Raw genomic sequence first — 17,913 nt, forward strand, 5'->3', positions numbered from 1 at the left:
GCGCGGGCGGCGGCCTTGTCGTGCGGGCTCCGGCTCTACGGACGCGCGAGCGACGGCATCAGCCGCAGCGCGTTGTCCCGGTTGATGCCCTGGAGCTGGTCCGCCGAGAGGAAGGGGTCGGCGTCCAGCGCGGGCGTCACGCTGTCGGCGATGACATGGGCGGGCGTGGGCGGCCAGTCCGTGCCGAACAGGATGCGGTCGGGGTCGACCGTCGCCAGCAGGGTGGGCGTGGCCGAGGGCGACATGGGGCCGGCCGTGTCGAAGTAGAAGCGGTGCAGGTGGTCCTGGACCCGGCCGGGCTCGATCGGGGGGGTGAGGCGCCCGCCGAACAGGTCGAGCCGGGTGGCCATGTAGGGGAGGAAGCCCCCTCCGTGCGGCAGGATGAAGCTGAGGTTCGGATAGCGGTCCAGGGTGCCGTTGCGGATCAGGTTGATGGCCGCGCGCGTGGTGTCCAGCAGGAAGTCGCACACGAAGGGCGGCATGCCCGGCAGTCCCGCGGCGCCGTCCTTCCCGGGCGGCCCGGCCGGTACGTCCATGGGGTGCGTGCTGATCACCGCGGACCGCTCGTTCAGCTCCCGCAGGAGACGGTCGTGCGACTCGTCGCCGAGGAAGACGCCGTCCATGCTGGTGCGGGTGCTCACCCCGATGGCACCGAGCTCGTCGAGTCCGTGGCGCACGCTCCACGAGGAGAGCTCCAGGTCGTCGAGGAAGACGGGGGTGAAGAAGGCGAAGCGCGCCGGGTTGGCCTCGACGACGTCGGCCGCCGCCCGCAGGGCGACCCGCGCGCTCTCCTGGCGCTCGGCGCGCTCACGCAGCCGCCCCAGCATCGCGACGGTCATGACCGAGGTGGCGATGCCCGCCTTGTCCATGACCTCCAGGGCCGTGTTCAGGTCCCAGCGGGTCCACCAGGGCAGCTTCTCCCGGTTGACGACGCCTTTGGACTCCGCCCAGTCCAGCCAGGCCGGGGCGGTGAAGTGGTGATGGACGTCGATGCGTCCGGCAAGGGTCATAACAACGTCCTCGGTGTGGGGTGTTCGGAAGGGGAGGGGGTCAGTCGCGGCAGAGCACGCTCTGGAGCACGTTCGTCAGCACGCGATCGGCGTCCGGCATCGCGGCGTCCGCCCGCCAGGCGACGAACCCGTCCGGGCGTACGAGCACGGCACCGTCCTCGGCTGTGCCGTGCAGCTCCGCCCAGTCGGCGTCCGCGTCGGGGGCGAGGTCGTGATCGGGTCCCGTTCCCACGAGGTACGCCTCCACCGGGACGCCCAGGTTCGAGGAGGCCTTCTCCACGGCACTGCGCCACTTCTGCCCGCCGGACCCGGCGAGCAGCACGAAGGACCGCTCGTACAGGTCGAGCGTGGAGATCCTGCTGTCTCCCCGCATCACCCACATATGGGGCGCACGGCTCCCCGGCTCACCGCCGAGCTGGAAGGCGTCGGGAACGATCGGCTGCTCCGCGTGGGCACCCACCACGGCGTTCGAGGCGTACCGGTAGCACAGGGCGACGGTCATCAGGTCCCCCGGATCGTCGTTGCGTCCGGCGCCGGGGCTGAAGCCCGGGTGCTGTTCGTCGGCCGCCTGCACGCACGCGCGCGTGCCGGTCGCCAGGGCGACGGGCCGGCGTTCGAGCTCGTAGCTGTCGAGCAGCGACGGGCAGGCCCAGCCGTGCAGCACCGCGGCGAGCTTCCAGGCGAGGTTGTGGGCGTCCTGGATTCCGGTGTTGGAGCCGAACGCCCCGGTGGGCGGCATCTCGTGGGCCGAGTCGCCGGCCAGGAAGACGCGGCCGGCGCCGTAGCTGTCGGCGACCCGCTTCGAGGCGTGCCAGGGTGCCTTGCCGGTGATCTCCACGTCGATGTCCGGCACGCCGACGGCGGCGCGGATGTGTGCCGCCAGCCGCTCGTCGGTGAAGTCCTCCAGCTCCTCACGCCGGTCGGGATGCCAGGGAACGTGGATCACCCAGCGCTCCTTGTTGTCCACCGGCAGCAGGGCGCCTTCTCCCTCGGGGTCGGTGACGTAGCAGACGACGAACCGCTTGTCTCCGACGTGGTTCTTCAGGGCTTTGCTGCGGAACGTCACGCTGACGTTGTGGAACAGCTCACCCGGCCCCGACTGACCGATCCCCAGGTGGGTGCGGATGGGGCTGCGGGGACCGTCGGCGGCCACCAGGAACTCGGTGTCCACCGTGCGGGTCTCGCCGGAGTCCCGGTCCCTGATCTGGGCCCGTACGCCGTCCGCGTGCTCCGCGAAGGAGACCATCTCCGCGTTGAAGCGGATGTCGGCACCCTGCTCGCGCGCGTACTCCAACAGCACCGGTTCGAGGTCGTTCTGGCTGCACAGGCACCAGTCCGAGGAGCTCACCCGGGAGATGTCCATGCCTCCGGAGATGTCCCCGATGATCCAGCGGCGCTGCGTCCCGGTGAGCCTGTCCACCTGAAGAATGCCGTCGTTCCCGGCGAGCACGCTGGCCGCCTTCCGGATACGCGGCTCCAGGCCGGCGGTCCGGTAGATCTCCATGGTGCGCACGTTGTTGCCGCGGCCGCGCGGATGCGTCGATGTCCCGGCATGCCGCTCCACGAGCATGTGCTCGATTCCGAGGCGCCCAAGGAAAACCGAAGTGGAAAGACCCACCAGGGAGCCGCCGACGATGAGAACTGGTACAGATTCCGCTTCGTGTCCGCTCACGTCGACGATGTTTACCAAGTAGGACTGTCACACACACGTCATCCGACGAGCCGACCCATATGGACCAGCACCGTTTGCGACGCCCTGTCGCCCGGGAAACTGTGGCACCGACCACGGAAATTCACGTCTACCCGGGGACCAGTCATGACGCAAGCATTCGCATCCGAGGAATCCGAGGCGCTGTCGCCCGAGGAGGCCGCGGCCGCGGCCTCGAACTGCACCCGGGAGTTTCGGGCCAACCCGCATCCCGTGTACGCCACGCTCAGGGAGTCGGCGCCGGTGTGCCCGCTGTCCCCGCCGCACGGCGTCGAGACGTACCTCATCACGCGTTATGACGACGCCAGGGCCGCCCTGGCCGACCCGCGGCTGAGCAAGGACATGTACGGCGCCATCGACGCCTACCACCGCATCTTCGGCGACTCGTCGATCGCGCTGGACGACAACATGCTCTTCTCGGACCCGCCGAAGCACACCAGGCTCCGGCGGATCGTCGGCAGCACCTTCACTCCGAAAAGGGTGGAATCGCTGCGGGCGCGCGTCCAGCAGATCACCGACGAACTGCTCGACGAATGCCCGACGTCGGGGGCGGTGAACCTGCTTCCGGAGTTCTGTTTCCCGCTGCCGCTCCATGTGATCTGTGAACTCCTGGGCGTCCCGGAGAACGAGCGCAAGCAGGCCCAGGAATGGTCCGCCACCGTCGCGCAGACCGGTTTCGGGCCGGAGGCGCGAAAGAAGCTGGAAATCGCCGAGGGAAATCTGCGCGACTATCTCGTCGACCTGTGCGCACGAAAGCGGCGGGAGCCCGACGGAGGTCTGCTCAGCGCACTCGTCTCGGCCCAGGACCAGGAAGGCGCGCTCACCGACCACGAACTCGTCTCGACGGCGTGGGTGCTCCTCTTCGCGGGCCACAAGTCGACGGCGTACCAGATCGGCAACGCCGTCTACCACTTGCTCAGCAGGCCGGAGCAGAAGGAAATCGCCCTGCGGGACGCGAACGCCATGAACGCGGCCATCGAGGAGGTCTTCCGGTTCGAGACGTCCGTGGAGAACTCGACCTTCCGGCACGCGAAGGAGGACATCGTGATCCGGGACGTGCTCATCCCCAAGGGTGCGCTCGTCCAGATCTCGATCACCGGGGCCAACCGCGACCCGGAGATGTTCGCCGCGCCCGACGAGATGGACGTCCAGCGCCCGAACGTCCAGGCGACCCATCTCGCCTTCGGCTACGGCCCGCACTACTGCATCGGCGCGCCGCTCGCCCGGCTGGAGATGCAGCTCGCCCTCACCGCGCTCTTCGCCCGGTACCCCCGCATGACCCTGGCCGTGGCACCGGAGGACGCGCGGTGGATGACCGTGCCGTTCCCCGCCTTCCGCGGGCTGGCGGAGCTTCCGGTCGTCCTCGACCCCTCCTGACGGGAGCACCATGGAACACGTGCGCGTCCTGCGGCAGCTCCATGTGCGCGAGGGACGGGAAGCGGACTTCGTGGAGTCCTACCAGTCCGTGCTCAAACGCGCCGAGCGCTTCCCCGGACACCTCGGCGAGCAGCTGTGCCGTTCCCTGGACGATCCCGCCCGATGGCTGCTCACCAGCGAGTGGGAGAGCCTGGAGTGCGTCCAGCGGTGGCGGACCGACCCCGATCACCAGGCCCTGGTCGGACCGATGAACGCCTGTCTGCACGACGACCGGTCGACATCCGCGTTCCGGATCAGGGATCTGGTGGCCGATTAGGGCGGCCGACCGAAAGGCGAGACAGGGCTGACCGGCATGTGACCGGCCGGTAAGGTCGGTCGCGTGCCGAAGCCGCTCAGCCTTCCCTTCGACCCCATCGCGCGCGCCGACGAACTCTGGAAGCAGCGCTGGGGCAACGTGCCGTCGATGGCCGCCATCACCTCGATCATGCGCGCACAGCAGATCCTGCTCGCCGAGGTCGACTCGGTGGTCAAGCCGTACGGGCTGACGTTCGCGCGGTACGAGGCGCTGGTGCTGCTCAACTTCTCCAAGGCCGGCGAGCTGCCGATGTCCAAGATCGGCGAGCGGCTCATGGTGCATCCCACGTCCGTGACGAACACCGTCGACCGGCTGGTCAGGTCCGGCCTGGTCGACAAGCGGCCCAACCCCAACGACGGGCGCGGCACGCTCGCCTCCATCACCGGGAAGGGCCGGGAGGTCGTCGAGGCGGCCACCCGCGACCTGATGGCCATGGACTTCGGCCTCGGTGTGTACGACGCCGAGGAGTGCGCGGAGATCTTCGCGATGTTGCGGCCGCTGCGGGTGGCGGCGCACGACTTCGACGAGAGCTGACCAGGGGCCCGGGGCAAGATCTCCCGGAACCGGTGGTTACGCTCGTACGCATGAAGAAGAGCGTCCTGACCCGCTACCGGGTGATGGCCTACGTCACCGCAGTCATGCTGCTCGTGCTGTGCACTTGCATGGTGTTCAAGTACGGCTTCGACAAGGGCGAGGACGTCACCTTCGCCGTCTCCCAGGTCCACGGTTTCCTGTACATCATCTACCTGGTCTTCGCCTTCGACCTCGGCTCCAAGGCCAAGTGGTCGTTCGGCAAGCTGCTGTGGGTGCTGCTCTCCGGGACGATTCCCTTCGCCGCGTTCTTCGTCGAGCGCAAGGTCACCGCGCAGGTGGAACCCCTGGTCAGCGGGCCGGTCCCGGCTGCCGCCCAGGTCTGACGCAACCGCCGTACCGTCGCGTACGGCGGTTCTCCCATCGACATTTACTAGGACGTCCTAGTAAATTCGAGGGTATGGACGCTGACGCCATCGAGGAGGGCCGCCGTCGCTGGCAGGCCCGGTACGACGCCGCACGCAAGCGCGACGGGGACTTCACCACGCTCTCCGGGGATCCCGTGGAGCCGGTGTACGGGCCCCTGCCGGGAGACAGGTACGAGGGCTTCGAGCGGATCGGCTGGCCCGGGGAGTACCCCTACACCCGCGGGCTGTATCCGACCGGCTACCGAGGGCGGACGTGGACCATCCGGCAGTTCGCCGGGTTCGGGAACGCCGAGCAGACCAACGAGCGCTACAAGATGATCCTCCGCAACGGCGGCGGCGGCCTCTCGGTCGCCTTCGACATGCCGACGCTGATGGGGCGCGACTCCGACGACCCGCGCTCGCTGGGCGAGGTCGGGCACTGCGGGGTCGCCATCGACTCGGCCGCCGACATGGAGGTCCTGTTCAAGGACATCCCGCTGGGCGACGTGACGACGTCCATGACCATCAGTGGTCCGGCCGTCCCCGTCTTCTGCATGTACCTGGTGGCAGCCGAGCGCCAGGGCGTCGACCCGGGCGTGCTCAACGGCACCCTCCAGACCGACATCTTCAAGGAGTACATCGCCCAGAAGGAGTGGCTCTTCCAGCCCGAGCCGCACCTGCGCCTCATCGGCGACCTGATGGAGCACTGCGCGGCCGGCATCCCCGCCTACAAGCCGCTGTCCGTCTCCGGCTACCACATCCGCGAGGCCGGCTCGACGGCCGCGCAGGAGCTGGCGTACACCCTCGCCGACGGCTTCGGGTACGTCGAGCTGGGCCTGTCACGCGGCCTGGACGTCGACGTGTTCGCCCCCGGCCTCTCCTTCTTCTTCGACGCACACGTCGACTTCTTCGAGGAGATCGCCAAGTTCCGCGCCGCCCGCCGGATCTGGGCGCGCTGGATGCGGGACGTGTACGGGGCGCGGACCGACAAGGCCCAGTGGCTGCGCTTCCACACGCAGACCGCCGGCGTCTCGCTGACCGCGCAGCAGCCGTACAACAACGTCGTCCGTACGGCCGTGGAGGCGCTCGCGGCAGTCCTCGGCGGGACGAACTCGCTGCACACCAACGCCCTCGACGAGACCCTCGCGCTCCCCTCCGAGCAGGCCGCGGAGATCGCCCTGCGCACCCAGCAGGTCCTCATGGAGGAGACCGGGGTCGCCAACGTGGCCGACCCGCTGGGCGGTGCCTGGTACGTCGAGCAGCTGACCGACCGGATCGAGGCCGACGCCGAGAAGATCTTCGAACAGATCAGGGAGCGGGGCCTCAGGGCGCACCCGGACGGGCGGCACCCCATCGGGCCGATGACGTCCGGCATCCTGCGCGGGATCGAGGACGGCTGGTTCACCGGGGAGATCGCCGAGTCGGCGTTCCGGTACCAGCAGTCGCTGGAGAAGGGCGACAAGCGGGTCGTGGGCGTCAACGCCCACACCGGGTCCGTCACCGGCGACCTGGAGATCCTGCGGGTGAGCCACGAGGTGGAGCGGGAGCAGGTGCGGGTGCTCTCCGAGCGACGCACGGCGCGGGACGAGCCGGCGGTCCGGACAGCCCTCGACGCCATGCTGTCCGCCGCCCGGACCGGAGCCAACATGATCGAGCCGATGCTGGACGCGGTGCGCGCGGAGGCGACGCTGGGCGAGATCTGCGGGGTGCTGCGGGACGAGTGGGGGGTGTACACGGAGCCGCCGGGCTTCTGATCCCGCCCGCTCACGGATCGGCTCGGGGAGCGACTCGGGGATCGACAGGATGCGCGGCCGCTCCCCGCAGACCCAGCAGCAGGACCTGGGTGAAGCCGCGCACCCACTCCTCGTCCGCCGGGCGGCCGCTCACCAGGGTGCGGTGGACCACCGCGCCGGCGACGACGTCGAAGATGAGGTCGACCGTGCGGGCGGCGTCCTCGGGGTCGGACTCGGGAGGCAGCTCGCCCCGTGCCTGGGCGCGGGTCCGGCCCTCCAGGACCAGGCATTTCTGGCGCTCGACGATCGACTCGCTGATACGCTCCCGCAGCGCCTCGTCCCTCGTCGACTCCGCCACCACCGCCATCAGGCCACTGCGTGCCTCGGGGCGGTCCAGGATCGCCGCGAACTGCAGCACCACGCCCTCGATGTCGGCGGCCAGGGAACCCCGGTCGGGCAGCTCCAGTTCGTCGAAGAGCTCCGCCACGGCGTCGACGACCAGCTCGTTCTTGCCGGGCCAGCGGCGATAAATGGTCGTTTTCGCAACCCCGGCGCGCGTGGCCACGTCTCCCAGAGTGAGCTTGGACCAGCCCAGTTCGACCAGAGCCGCCCGTGTCGCCGCCAGGATCGCCGTGGCCGCGGCCGCGCTGCGCGGGCGGCCGGGGCGGGTGGCGGGGGTGCGGCTCTGCATCCTCCGACCATATCCCCGCGATATCCGGGGATTCTGTGTGGTCGTGAGGGAGATCACCGGGGGGTGGTGTCCCGGAGGCACTCGATGCCATTACGCTACGACTCGTAGCGAAAGCGACGACCACTGACGTGGGGTGGGGACCCGGCGTCGAAATCCACGCCGGGCGAGCCCGGCTTTTCAACACCGCTTTTCGCGGTGCGCGCCGGACGGGGGAGGATAGACGCATGCAGCCACGGAACATGTCCATGAGCGGGGTCGTCGACCTCGCCGCGGTGAAGGCGGCCCAGGAGGCCAAGGCGAAGGCGGAGCAGGCGCGTGCCGAGGCCGCCCGGCAGGGCGGGGGAGGGGCGGTGTCGCCCGCGGACCTCGTCATCGACGTGGATGAGGCGGGCTTCGAGCGGGACGTCCTTCAGCGGTCCGCCGAGGTGCCCGTCGTCATCGACTTCTGGGCCGAGTGGTGCGAGCCCTGCAAGCAACTGAGCCCGGTACTGGAGCGGCTCGCCGTCGAGTACAACGGGCGTTTCCTCCTCGCCAGGATCGACGTCGACGCCAACCAGATGCTGATGCAGCAGTTCGGCGTGCAGGGGATCCCCGCTGTGTTCGCCGTCGTCGCCGGCCAGGCGCTGCCGCTCTTCCAGGGCGCGGCCGGTGAGGCGCAGATCCGTGAGACGCTGGATCAGCTCGTCACCGTAGCCGAGCAGCGGTTCGGTCTCACCGGCCTCAGCGTCGACCCCGACGCCGAGCCCGGTGGTGCCCAGACCGCCCCCGCCGCTCCGGTCGGCCCGTACGACGCGTTGCTCGAGGCCGCCGTACAGGCCCTGGACGCGGGGGATTTGGCCGGTGCCGTCCAGGCGTACAAGAACGTGCTGAGCGAGGACCCGGCGAACATGGAGGCGAAACTCGGCCTCGCCCAGGCCGAGTTGCTGCACCGCGTGCAGGGCGCCGACCCGCAGCAGGTGCGCAAGGACGCCGCCGAGAAGCCCGCCGACGCCACCGCGCAGATCGCCGCCGCCGACCTGGACCTGGTGGGCGGACATGTCGAGGACGCCTTCGGGCGGCTCATCGACACCGTGCAGCGCACGGTGGGTGACGACCGGGAGGCCGTACGACTTCGGCTGCTGGAGCTGTTCGAGGTCGTGGGTGCCGACGACCCGCGGGTGGCGGCGGCACGCCGGGCGCTGGCACGCGCACTGTTCTGACCGGGCATTCGGGCGGGGCGTCGACCCCGTTCTGACCAGTCACTAAACGCAGCGGCGCATGTTGCCCGAGTGAAAGATTTTGCTGACAGAGCACCAGTGCGGCCGCGCTTTACCAAATCTTGGTAATCGCGGCCGCAGTTACTGCGGGTAAGTCGCGGGCGTCGTTCTGTCGGATTCTGTCCGGTGATTACTGGACTTGTCCGGTCGCTGGACAACACCCTGCGTCGCTGTCCGAGACCGGCGGGTCGTTGTTCGGTTATCCGGCCGTTACTACCGAGTAACGAAGCCCCTTGTGCGGGCGGCGAGAATGCACCACGATCGGCCACGCTCGGTCCATTTCCGCACCCCGACAGCCGGTCGGGTCACGGGAGTTCCTGGGTCCCCACCGAGCAGAGTCGGCGGCAGTGGCGCCGGCTCTTGGACAGGGGGGTCTTCGCCCTCCCGGCGAAGCCTGTCCAGCAAGGTTGTGCGTGATGCGTGTCAGGCGCGACCAGTGGTTGTCGCTCGGGGGTGATCGCCGGTGATTCGGGCGCGGTTCGCGCCACCGAGCGCAGGCGCTCTCCTTCCCGAGGACGTAGCACTTCTCCCATCCCTGCCCGGCTGAGCCGTCGAGTCGACGGTGGCAGTCAGGGCCAGGAGATGTACGTCCGAGAAGGAGGAAATATGGAGTCCCAGGTGCGTGGCGGGACCAGATGGAAGCGGTTCGCTGTGGTCATGGTGCCCAGCGTCGCCGCCACGGCTGCGATAGGTGTCGCCCTCGCGCAGGGCGCTCTCGCCGCGTCGTTCAGTGTCTCCGGCCAGTCGTTCAAGGTCACGACCGACAAGCTGGTCGGTACGGGCTTCTCGCAGTACGGCGCTCTTGACGAGGGTTACACGCTCTCCGGCAAGAAGACGGTTCACCCCGTCGCCGTTTCGGGCTTCAAGTCCGCGACGATCAACAGCCTCTGCCAGTCCGTGGTCACCCCCGACGTCCCGATCCTCGGGAGCGTCAGCCTGATCCTGCGGGCGGGTGAGGACCCGAACAAGCCGGTCGAGGCCAAGAACCTGTACATCGACGTGGCCGACCTCCAGGCCGACGCCACGTTCGAGAACATCGACATCGGTGTGGCCGCCAAGGACGCCAGCAAGGGTCCGGGCATGAAGGGCGGCGGCGAGCAGGCCAACCCCTTCGGGTTCGCCCAGCAGGCCGACAAGGCCACGCTGGTCGGCGTGAAGCAGACGGCGTGGGCGACCACCGCCGGAACCTTCAAGCTCAGCGGTCTGAAGATGTCGCTGTCGACGGGTGTCAAGGAGTGCTACTAAGCACTCTCTGACGGGCGGGGGAGCCGATGGCGCCCCCGCCCGTCCACTCTCCGCCCGCTTTCTTCACAAGTGGTCACAGGCACCACAACTCACCACCACCGCACCACCATCACAGCAACGCTGTACCAGGGAGCTGTTTTCGATGAGCGCCGAGACTCCTGCCGCACCCGGCCATGACGAGCACTACCTCCGGGTCTTTCGGCGGAACTTCCGCGCCTGGCGGGGCACGAGGCCGTTCTGGGCCGGTCTGTTCGTCATGTTCGGCGGACTCCCGATCGCCTACTTCCCGTACGCGAACCTCCAGATCGGTCACCTGACGCTGGCGATGCAGACCGCGGGGGGCTCCAGCTCCCTGATCATCGGTGTGCTGCTTGTCGTCCTGGGCTTCACTCTGTGGTTCCAGAAGCACGTCCGCACCTTCGCGGGCGTCGCGGCGATCCTGCTGGCGCTCGTCTCCATCCCGCTGTCCAACCTCGGTGGCTTCCTCATCGGCTTCCTCTTCGCCCTCGTCGGCGGAGCGATGGCCGTGTCGTGGGTCCCGGGCGCGCCGCCCGAGCCGGAGGCACAGCTGGAGATGACCGGAGCGGGTGGCGCTCCTGAGCACGTGGACCCCGACACCACGGTCCTCAAGCCCGTTCAGGACGCGGACGCGTGGGGCACGTCGAACGATCTGTCAGGAACGAGCCCGGCGAACGGGGCGAACGGGAGGCACAGTGCCGGCTGACGAGGTGACCCACGGGACTGAGGTGGACAAGTCCCGTGTGAGAACCGGGCCGCGACACGCGGCACCCAAGAAGCCGCTGTTCACCAGGTTCCACATGCCGGCCGGCAAGGCGATAGCCCTGGCGGCGATGCCCACCGCGGTCCTCATGGGAATGGGGTTCACGCCCACACTCGCGCAGGCCGACAGCGACAACGCCACGAAGCCGACGTCCAACAGCCTCACGGCGGACGAGTACAAGGACTGTGTGGCGGCACTGGAGGACGACGCCTCCGCGTCCCCGTCCCCGAGTGCCGACGAGTCCGCGGACCAGGACGAGACGGCCGAGCCGACCCCGTCGGCGTCCGCGGGCGAGGACTCCTCCGACTCCTCGGGTTCTTCGGACTCCTCGGACACCGCGGGCGACTCCTCATCGTCGGATTCAGGTTCCGACGACGCGGCCGAGCCCACGCCGACGCCTTCCCCGAGCAAGTCGGGCGAGGCCCAGTCCGGCGACACGGCCACGGCCACCCCCTCGCCGTCCGAGAGCGGCGGCAACCTGCTGGAGGACATCGGCGACGCCATCAAGGACGTCTTCACGGGCGGCCAGGCGTCCGAGGAGTCCGCGAGCCCGACGCCGACGCCCTCCGCGAGCGCGAGCGAGGAGGCGTCCGACGGCTCCTCCGACTCCGGTACGGACACCTCCGAGGGGTCCGACCCGGTCAAGGAGACCGCCGAGAAGACCACCGACGCGGTGAAGGACACCGTCGAGGGCGTCACCGGCAAGGCGTCCGACACGGTGAAGGACACCACCGAGGCGGCCCAGGAGGCGGCCGAGGAGGCCACCGCCACGCCGAGCCCCTCCGCGAGCTCCACCACGGACCCGGACAACTGCCCGGTCGCCACGGACGAGGAGGGCGGCGTCGACAACCCCGTGCCGCTGCCCGACGACCCGTGGTACCTGAACGCCAGCTCGCTGCTGCTGAAGGGCGCCGACTACCAGGGCATCGTCAAGGTGAAGACGGCCGACGGCACCGTCAAGAAGGTGCTCAAGTACGTCATCTCCGACGGCACCGACATCGGCGACCTGCACCAGACGGTGAAGGACGAGCAGTCCGGCAAGACCTACCACGTGCAGGCGGCCGCGGGCTCGACGTCCACGATCCGCGACGGCAAGACGGTGATGTACACCGAGAGCATCTCGGGGAACCTGCTCGGCCTGATCCCGATCACGTTCGACCCGGAGCACCCGCCGCCGCTGAACATCCCGCTGATCTACTTCACGAAGGTGAAGGTCACCCAGGCCGGCCAGTTCGGCGGCACCCTGCACGTGCCCGGCCTGCACAACTTCGTCACCGACTGAGCCCGGGCGTCCCGGGGCATCCCCGCCGGACGCCCCCACAAGCCCGTTCGGGAGCCGCACACGGCTGTGGCCCGGTCCCTCGCTCGAGGGCCGGGCCACAGCCATGCGCCGCCCAGTCCCCCTGCCGCAGGAGAGACGTGTGAGGACCCAGTTGAAGCTGACCCGCGACGGCGACGCCTTCATCGCCCGGCTCACGCCCCGTCAGGCGGCGGCGATGTACGAGGCGCTGAGCTTCCTGAGCGAGCGGGACCACGGTGACACGGAGCTGACCCTGTTGGTCGGCGCGGGCCGGGAGGCGGTCGAGGCGCTCGTGGCACGCCTGGCCGGACGGCACACGGAGTCCCGCGACTTCCGCCTCACCCCGGCCGAACTCCACATGGCGCACAGCGCGCTGACCGCCGCGCCCACCATGTTCCTGGAGCGGGGTGGCGCCTTCGTGCAGGAGCCGTTCCACGTCCGGCTGGGCTTCTACCGGGAGAACTTCGACGCCCTGGCGTATGCCGTCGTCCGGGCGGCTGCCGATGCGTGAGGCCCTGTGCGGGCCGCTGAGGCCGCAACGGCGAACGAGGGCGCCCCCCTGCCGCGGGGGGCGCCCTCGTTCGCCGTACAGGCCCTACAGGGGCGTCGGGACGGTCAGTCCCGTGCGCCGCCACCGAGGTGGTGGACGCGGACCATGTTCGTCGTGCCCGGAACCCCGGGCGGCGAGCCGGCCGTGATGACCACGATGTCGCCCTCGTTGAACAGGCCGAGCTTGACGATCTCCTGGTCCACCAGGTCGACCATCTCGTCGGTGCTGTTGACGAACGGCACGACGTGCGGCTCCACGCCCCAGCTGAGCGTCATCTGGTTGCGGGTGGACTCGTCCGTGGTGAACGCGATGATCTGCTGGGCGGCGCGATAGCGGCTCAGGCGGCGGGCGGTGTCGCCGGACTGGGTGAAGGCGACCAGGCCCTTGCCGCCGAGGAAGTCGGCGATCTCGCAGGCGGCGCGGGCCACCGAACCACCCTGCGTACGGGGCTTCTTGCCCGGCACGAGCGGCTGCAGGCCCTTGCTCAGCAGCTCCTGCTCGGCCGCGGTGACGATCTTCGACATCGTCCGGACGGTCTCGATCGGGTACGCGCCCACGCTCGACTCGGCGGACAGCATGACCGCGTCGGCGCCGTCCAGGATCGCGTTGGCCACGTCGGAGGCCTCGGCGCGGGTCGGACGGGAGTTGGTGATCATCGACTCCATCATCTGGGTCGCCACGATCACCGGCTTGGCGTTGCGGCGGCACAGCTCGATGAGCCGCTTCTGCACCATCGGGACCTTCTCGAGCGGGTATTCGACGGCGAGGTCACCACGGGCGACCATCACGGCGTCGAACGCCATCACGACGTCCTCCATGTTCGCGACCGCCTGCGGCTTCTCCACCTTGGCGATGACGGGGACGCGGCGGCCCTCCTCGTCCATCACCTTGTGGACATCCTGCACGTCGTGGGCGTCCCGCACGAAGGACAGCGCGACCATGTCGCAGCCCATGCGCAGCGCGAACCGCAGGTCCTCGACGTCCTTCTCGGACAGCGCCGGCACGTTCACGGCCGCGCCGGGCAGGTTGATGCCCTTGTGGTCGGAGACGACACCGCCCTCGATGACGATCGTCTTCACCCGGGGGCCGTCGACCTCGGTGACCTTCAGTTCGACGTTGCCGTCGTTGATGAGGACCTGGTCGCCCACGGCGACGTCACCCGGCAGGCCCTTGTAGGTGGTCCCGCAGATCTGCTTGTCACCCGGGACGTCCTCGGTCGTGATGACGAACTCGTCACCGCGCTCCAGCTCGACCGGGCCCTCGGCGAAGGTCTCCAGCCGGATCTTGGGGCCCTGGAGGTCGGCGAGCACACCGATGGCCCGCCCGGTCTCCTTGGCGGCGGCCCGCAGGCGCTCGTACCGCCCCTGGTGGTCTTCGTGGGTGCCGTGGCTGAAGTTGAAGCGGGCCACATTCATGCCGGCCTCGATCAGCGAGACGAGCTGCTCATGGGAGTCGACCGCGGGGCCGAGAGTACAAACGATTTTCGAACGGCGCATGGGACGATCCTATCGGTTTGTTTCGCTCCGGAATATTCCGTCTGGCGGAAGATACAAATGAGCTGCGCTTTGCTCAGCCGTGTTACTCGGCCGTTTCGAAGTTCTCCCCGACCAGCGCGTAGGTCTGCGTCGCGATCTCCAGTTCTTCATCCGTCGGAACCACGGCGACCGCGACCCGCGCGCCGGCCGGCGAGATCAACCGCGGCTCGGCGGCGCGTACGGCGTTCAGCTCGGCGTCCACGGCGAGGCCCAGCTGTTCCAGGCCCGCCACGGCGGCCTCCCGCACCGGTGCCGCGTTCTCACCGACCCCGGCCGTGAACGCGATCGCGTCCACCCTGCCGAGCACCGCGTAATAGGCGCCGATGTACTTCTTCAGTCGGTGAATGTAGATGTCGAAGGCCAATTGGGCCCGCTCGTCACCCTCGTCGATCCGTCGGCGGATCTCCCGCATGTCGTTGTCACCGCACAGGCCGATCAATCCGCTCTTCTTGTTGAGAAGAGTGTCGATTTCCGCGATGGACATTCCGCCAACACGCGCCAAATGGAAGATGACGGCGGGATCCGCGTCACCGGAGCGCGTACCCATCACGAGCCCCTCCAAAGGCGTCAGCCCCATGGAGGTGTCCACGCAACGACCGCCCCGTACGGCGGACGCGGACGCCCCGTTGCCCAGGTGCAGCACGATGACGTTCACGTCCTCGGGAGCCTTGCCCAGCAGCTCCGCGGTGGCCCGGGAGACGTACGCGTGCGAGGTGCCGTGGAAGCCGTACCGGCGGATCCGGTGGGTGTCGGCGGTCTCGACGTCGATGGCGTAGCGGGCGGCCGACTCCGGCATCGTCGTGTGGAACGCGGTGTCGAAGACGGCGACCTGGGGCAGGTCCGGGCGCAGCGCCTGGGCCGTGCGGATGCCGGTGAGGTTGGCCGGGTTGTGCAGCGGGGCCACCGGGATGAGCCGCTCGATCTCGGCGAGTACGGCGTCGTCGATGACGGTCGGCTCGGTGAACCGCTTGCCGCCGTGCACCACCCGGTGGCCGATCGCGGCCAGCTCGGGCGAGTCCAGCCCGAGCCCGTCCTTGGCGAGCTCCGCCGACACGGCCTTCAGTGCGGCGTCGTGGTCGGCGATGGGCGCGGTCCACTCGCGGCTCTCGCCGCCGCCCGCCAGCGGGGTGTGCCTGAGCCGGGAGGTCTCCTCGCCGATGCGCTCGACGAGACCCATGGCCAGCCGGCTGCTGTCGCGCATGTCGAGCAGCTGGTACTTCACCGACGAGGAGCCGGAGTTGAGGACGAGGACGCGGGACGACGAGCTCACTGGGCGGTGGCCTTCTCGTGGAGGGACGGGGAGGTGGACTGGGCCTGGATCGCAGTGATGGCGACGGTGTTGACGATGTCCTGGACCAGCGCGCCGCGGGACAGGTCGTTCACCGGCTTGCGCAGGCCCTGGAGCACCGGGCCCACGGCGATGGCGCCCGCGGAGCGCTGCACGGCCTTGTAGGTGTTGTTGCCGGTGTTGAGGTCCGGGAAGATCAGCACGCTGGCCTGGCCGGCGACGTCCGACTCCGGCAGCTTGGTCGCCGCCACCGACGGTTCCACGGCCGCGTCGTACTGGATCGGCCCCTCGGTCTTCAGGTCGGGCCGCCGCTCGCGCACCAGCTCGGTCGCCTCGCGCACCTTGTCGACGTCGGCGCCCGAACCGGACGTACCCGTCGAGTACGACAGCATCGCGATCCGCGCCTCCACGCCGAACTGCTCGGCGGTGGCCGCCGACTGGATCGCGATGTCGGCCAGCTGCACCGCGTTCGGGTCGGGGTTCACGGCGCAGTCGCCGTAGACGAGGACCTTGTCGGCGAGGCACATGAAGAAGACCGAGGAGACGATGTCGGCGTCCGGCTTGGTCTTGATGATCTCGAAGGCCGGGCGGATGGTCGCCGCCGTGGAGTGCACCGAACCCGACACCATGCCGTCCGCCAGGCCCTCCTGCACCATCAGCGTGCCGAAGTAGTTCACGTCGGAGACGACGTCGTACGCCAGCTCCACCGTGACCCCCTTGTGGGCGCGGAGCCGGGCGTACTTCTCGGCGAAGGTGTCCCGCAGTTCGCTGGTCGCCGGGTCGATCAGCTGACAGTCGCCCAGGTCGATCCCGAGGTCGGCGGCCTGCTTGCGGATCCGGTCCACCGGCCCCAGCAGCGTGAGGTCGCAGACGTCGCGGCGCAGCAGCACCTCGGCGGCGTGCAGCACGCGCGGCTCGGTGCCCTCGGGCAGCACGATGCGGCGCATGTTCGAGCGGGCCCGCTCCAGCAGCTTGTGCTCGAACATCATTGGCGTGACCCGGTCGCTGCTCGGCGCCGAGAGCCGCTTCAGCAGCTCGCCGGTGTCGGCGTACCGCTCGAACAGGCCGAGCGCGGTCTCCGCCTTGCGCGGGGTGACCGCGCTCAACTTCCCCTCCAGGGAGAAGAGTTGCTCGGCGGTGGGGAAGCTGTAGCCGGGCACCGACAGCACCGGGGTGCCCGGGGCGAGGCGGGCCGCGAGGGTGAGGACCTCGTCGCCGGGGTGCTCGTCCAGGGTGAGCAGCACACCGGCGATCGGCGGGGTGCCGGCGCTGTGGGCGGCCAGCGAGCCGACGACCAGGTCGGCGCGGTCGCCCGGGGTGACGACCAGGCATCCCGGGGTCAGGGCGGTCAGGAAGTTCGGCAGCATCGCGCCGCCGAAGACGAAGCCGAGGGCGTCGCGCGCGAGCCCCGAGTCGTCGCCGAGCAGGACCTTCGCGCCCAGGGACTGCGCGATCTGCGACACCGTCGGCGCGGCCAGGGCGGGCTCGTCCGGGACGACGTAACAGGGCACGGCCAGCCGCGACCCGAGCCGCTGGGCGATCTCGTCCCGGTCGTCCCGGGCGACCCGGTTGGCGACCATGGCGAGCACGTCACAGCCCAGGTTCTCGTACGCCCGGTAGGCGTTGCGCGTCTCGGCGAGCACCGACTCGGCGGTCTGCCCCCGCCCGCCCACCACGGGTATGACGCTCGCGCCGAACTCGTTGGCGAGCCGGGCGTTGAGGGACAGCTCGTCCGGGAGCTGGGTGTCGGCGTAGTCGGTGCCGAGGACCAGCACGAACTCGTAGTCGCGGGCGACGGTGTGGAACCGGTCGACGAGTGTCGACACCAGCTCGTCCGTCCCGCGCTCGGCCTGGAGGGCGGACGCCTCGTGGTAGTCCATGCCGTAGACCGTCGCCGGGTCCTGGGACAGGCGGTAGCGGGAGCGCAGCAGCTCGAACAGGCGGTCGGGGACGTGGTGGACCAGCGGCCGGAACACCCCCACGCGGTCGACCTGCCGGGTCAGGAGCTCCATGACCCCCAGTTCGACGACCTGTCGTCCGTCGCCGCGGTCGATACCGGTCACGTACACGCTGCGCGTCACGCGTGCTCTCCGTTTCGTCTGTCGTCCGTCGTTCTCGTCTGCCGTCGTGCGGGTCGCCGCCGTCA

At 69.5% G+C, this 17,913-nt stretch carries 16 protein-coding genes; 10 read left to right on the forward strand and 6 right to left on the reverse strand.

All coding sequences use genetic code 11. The annotated features are described in order from the left end of the window. Positions 1-35 precede the first annotated feature (35 nt). Together ACFU95_RS44990 and ACFU95_RS44995 are read right to left on the reverse strand one after the other, a co-directional pair. Positions 36-1,010: an amidohydrolase family protein gene (locus tag ACFU95_RS44990; RefSeq protein WP_383841622.1), complete on the reverse strand. Its 975-nt coding sequence runs from the start codon at positions 1,008-1,010 to the stop codon at positions 36-38. A 40-nt stretch (positions 1,011-1,050) separates the two neighbouring features. Beyond that, on the reverse strand, positions 1,051-2,682 hold the full coding sequence (locus tag ACFU95_RS44995; RefSeq protein WP_383841625.1) for an FAD-dependent oxidoreductase: 1,632 nt from the start codon (positions 2,680-2,682) through the stop codon (positions 1,051-1,053). A 144-nt stretch (positions 2,683-2,826) separates the two neighbouring features. Here ACFU95_RS44995 and ACFU95_RS45000 point away from each other — a divergent pair, with 144 nt between their 5' ends. The 5 genes from ACFU95_RS45000 to ACFU95_RS45020 all read left to right on the forward strand — a co-directional run bounded on the left by ACFU95_RS45000 (position 2,827) and on the right by ACFU95_RS45020 (position 7,142). Continuing rightward, positions 2,827-4,095, forward strand: a complete 1,269-nt coding sequence (locus ACFU95_RS45000) for a cytochrome P450 (protein ID WP_383841628.1) — start codon at positions 2,827-2,829, stop codon at positions 4,093-4,095. 10 nt (positions 4,096-4,105) lie between these two features. Beyond that, complete coding sequence (locus tag ACFU95_RS45005; RefSeq protein WP_383841631.1) at positions 4,106-4,411, forward strand: antibiotic biosynthesis monooxygenase family protein; 306 nt, start codon at positions 4,106-4,108, stop codon at positions 4,409-4,411. A gap of 63 nt (positions 4,412-4,474) precedes the next feature. Further along, positions 4,475-4,984 (forward strand): MarR family winged helix-turn-helix transcriptional regulator, encoded by a 510-nt coding sequence (locus tag ACFU95_RS45010; RefSeq protein WP_383841634.1) that lies wholly within the window; start codon positions 4,475-4,477, stop codon positions 4,982-4,984. 50 nt (positions 4,985-5,034) lie between these two features. Beyond that, a complete protein-coding gene (locus ACFU95_RS45015) occupies positions 5,035-5,367 on the forward strand; it encodes a DUF3817 domain-containing protein (RefSeq protein ID WP_383841637.1) in 333 nt (110 codons plus the stop codon). A 74-nt stretch (positions 5,368-5,441) separates the two neighbouring features. Then, positions 5,442-7,142, forward strand: coding sequence for a methylmalonyl-CoA mutase (locus ACFU95_RS45020; RefSeq protein ID WP_383841640.1), 1,701 nt, complete (start codon positions 5,442-5,444; stop codon positions 7,140-7,142). Between the two features lie 10 nt (positions 7,143-7,152). On the opposite strand, the gene ACFU95_RS45025 is transcribed toward ACFU95_RS45020, so the two are convergent. Then, on the reverse strand, positions 7,153-7,812 hold the full coding sequence (locus ACFU95_RS45025) for a TetR/AcrR family transcriptional regulator (protein ID WP_383841643.1): 660 nt from the start codon (positions 7,810-7,812) through the stop codon (positions 7,153-7,155). Between the two features lie 224 nt (positions 7,813-8,036). Between ACFU95_RS45025 and ACFU95_RS45030 the strand changes: the two genes are divergently transcribed. The 5 genes from ACFU95_RS45030 (at position 8,037) to ACFU95_RS45050 (ending at position 12,905) form a co-directional block, all read left to right on the forward strand. Next, positions 8,037-9,011, forward strand: a complete 975-nt coding sequence (locus ACFU95_RS45030; protein ID WP_383841646.1) for a tetratricopeptide repeat protein — start codon at positions 8,037-8,039, stop codon at positions 9,009-9,011. A 663-nt stretch (positions 9,012-9,674) separates the two neighbouring features. Next, the gene (locus tag ACFU95_RS45035) at positions 9,675-10,313 is read left to right on the forward strand and encodes a DUF6230 family protein (RefSeq protein WP_048582886.1); all 639 of its coding nucleotides are present in this window, start codon (positions 9,675-9,677) and stop codon (positions 10,311-10,313) included. Between the two features lie 142 nt (positions 10,314-10,455). Next, positions 10,456-11,037: a DUF6114 domain-containing protein gene (locus ACFU95_RS45040; protein ID WP_383841650.1), complete on the forward strand. Its 582-nt coding sequence runs from the start codon at positions 10,456-10,458 to the stop codon at positions 11,035-11,037. Beyond that, entirely contained in the window at positions 11,027-12,376 is a 1,350-nt protein-coding gene (locus ACFU95_RS45045; protein ID WP_383841653.1) for a hypothetical protein, read from the forward strand. Before ACFU95_RS45040 ends, ACFU95_RS45045 begins: the two co-directional genes overlap by 11 nt. Before the next feature lie 139 nt (positions 12,377-12,515). Continuing rightward, positions 12,516-12,905, forward strand: a complete 390-nt coding sequence (locus ACFU95_RS45050; protein ID WP_383841656.1) for a hypothetical protein — start codon at positions 12,516-12,518, stop codon at positions 12,903-12,905. 104 nt (positions 12,906-13,009) lie between these two features. Here ACFU95_RS45050 and pyk read toward each other — a convergent pair whose 3' ends face one another. The 3 genes from pyk to pta form a co-directional block, all read right to left on the reverse strand. Further along, positions 13,010-14,440 (reverse strand): pyruvate kinase, encoded by a 1,431-nt coding sequence (pyk, locus tag ACFU95_RS45055; RefSeq protein WP_383841659.1) that lies wholly within the window; start codon positions 14,438-14,440, stop codon positions 13,010-13,012. Positions 14,441-14,522: 82 nt separating this feature from the next. Beyond that, entirely contained in the window at positions 14,523-15,749 is a 1,227-nt protein-coding gene (locus tag ACFU95_RS45060; RefSeq protein ID WP_383841662.1) for an acetate kinase, read from the reverse strand. After that, entirely contained in the window at positions 15,746-17,848 is a 2,103-nt protein-coding gene (gene pta / locus ACFU95_RS45065) for a phosphate acetyltransferase (RefSeq protein WP_383841664.1), read from the reverse strand. Before pta ends, ACFU95_RS45060 begins: the two co-directional genes overlap by 4 nt. Positions 17,849-17,913: the final 65 nt, after the last annotated feature.

The organism is Streptomyces sp. NPDC057623 (assembly GCF_042800355.1).
In the GTDB taxonomy this organism is placed as follows: Bacteria; Actinomycetota; Actinomycetes; order Streptomycetales; family Streptomycetaceae; genus Streptomyces.

Coding starts and splice junctions, on each gene's coding strand:
- ACFU95_RS44990 (WP_383841622.1), bottom strand. CDS start 1,010: ATGACCCTTGCCGGACGCATCGACGTCCATCACCACTTCACCGCCCCG.
- ACFU95_RS45000 (WP_383841628.1), top strand. CDS start 2,827: ATGACGCAAGCATTCGCATCCGAGGAATCCGAGGCGCTGTCGCCCGAG.
- ACFU95_RS45005 (WP_383841631.1), top strand. CDS start 4,106: ATGGAACACGTGCGCGTCCTGCGGCAGCTCCATGTGCGCGAGGGACGG.
- ACFU95_RS45015 (WP_383841637.1), top strand. CDS start 5,035: ATGAAGAAGAGCGTCCTGACCCGCTACCGGGTGATGGCCTACGTCACC.
- ACFU95_RS45020 (WP_383841640.1), top strand. CDS start 5,442: ATGGACGCTGACGCCATCGAGGAGGGCCGCCGTCGCTGGCAGGCCCGG.
- ACFU95_RS45025 (WP_383841643.1), bottom strand. CDS start 7,812: ATGCAGAGCCGCACCCCCGCCACCCGCCCCGGCCGCCCGCGCAGCGCG.
- ACFU95_RS45030 (WP_383841646.1), top strand. CDS start 8,037: ATGCAGCCACGGAACATGTCCATGAGCGGGGTCGTCGACCTCGCCGCG.
- ACFU95_RS45035 (WP_048582886.1), top strand. CDS start 9,675: ATGGAGTCCCAGGTGCGTGGCGGGACCAGATGGAAGCGGTTCGCTGTG.
- ACFU95_RS45040 (WP_383841650.1), top strand. CDS start 10,456: ATGAGCGCCGAGACTCCTGCCGCACCCGGCCATGACGAGCACTACCTC.
- pyk (WP_383841659.1), bottom strand. CDS start 14,440: ATGCGCCGTTCGAAAATCGTTTGTACTCTCGGCCCCGCGGTCGACTCC.